This is a genomic window from Paratractidigestivibacter sp., from assembly GCF_052362415.1.
In the GTDB taxonomy this organism is placed as follows: domain Bacteria; phylum Actinomycetota; class Coriobacteriia; order Coriobacteriales; family Atopobiaceae; genus Paratractidigestivibacter.
Map to the genome: position 1 here is coordinate 5,604 of NZ_DAWEMK010000074.1, position 991 is coordinate 6,594.

General features: G+C 60.8%; 2 protein-coding genes. Both read left to right on the plus strand.

Annotation, left to right across the window (positions count from 1 at the left end; translation table 11 throughout):
• Positions 1-460, plus strand: a 460-nt coding sequence (lexA, locus tag ACT84W_RS07705) for a transcriptional repressor LexA (protein WP_444328778.1), incomplete at its 5' end; no start/stop codon positions are given.
• A 62-nt stretch (positions 461-522) separates the two neighbouring features.
• Positions 523-991: heparan-alpha-glucosaminide N-acetyltransferase domain-containing protein (locus ACT84W_RS07710; protein WP_444328779.1), on the plus strand; the 469-nt coding region annotated here is incomplete at its 3' end.

The window sequence follows — 991 nt, forward strand, 5'->3', positions numbered from 1 at the left end:
GCCGAGGACTATCGAGGTTCTTCCCGAGGACGGCGAGCAAGAGCCTCAGAAGCTCGCTGAGGTCAAGCAGGACGCGAACAACAACTGCATCTCGCTGCCCGTCGTCGGCAGGGTCGCCGCCGGCACCCCCATCCTTGCCGAGCAGAACGTCGAGGAGTCTCTTACGCTGCCCACGAGTATCGTCGGCGACTCGAGCTCCTTCATACTCCGCGTCCGCGGCGAGTCGATGATCAACGCCGGTATCTTCGATGGCGACTACATCGTGGTCAAGCAGCAGTCCGATGCCCGCAACGGCGAGATCATCGTCGCCCTCATCGACGACTCCGCCACCGTGAAGACTTTCTATCGCGAGAAGGACCGGATCAGGCTTCAGCCCGAGAACGACACGATGGAGCCCATCTACGCCGATAACCCCACTATCATCGGCAAGGTCACGGCGCTTATCCGCTCGGTCTGCTAAGCATGCCTGAGCAAATCCACACGACGAGCGAAGCTCCCGGGAAGGCAAGCACAAGAATTCACTTGTACGATGCTATCCGGGGGCTTTGCGTTATCTCGATGGCGGGGTTCCATTATTGCTACGACCTCGTGGAGCTCGCCGGCGTTGACCTGGGTTGGTTCAGGCCGCCCTTTGAGAACGTGTGGAGGGCGAGCATATCCTGGTCGTTCCTCTTTTTGGCCGGGCTCATGTGCTCGTATTCGCGCAACAACCTGCGGAGGTCGGTGAAGTACGGTCTCGTCGCCCTGCTGATCTGGGCCGTGACCACGATCGCCGCTGTGGACATTCCGATATCGTTCGGGATCATTTTCTGCATGGCGGCATCTACCCTGGTCTATGCGCTGTTGCAGCGCGCGAGGATCGCGCCTCGGGGCTTCGTGGCAGCGCTGGCGCTCTTCGTCTTGTTCGTCTGCGCCCTCGGCGTGCCGCGCGGTATCGTTCAGCTCGGAAGCTTTAAGCTCGCGCTCCCCGGATCGTGGTACTCGACCGAAT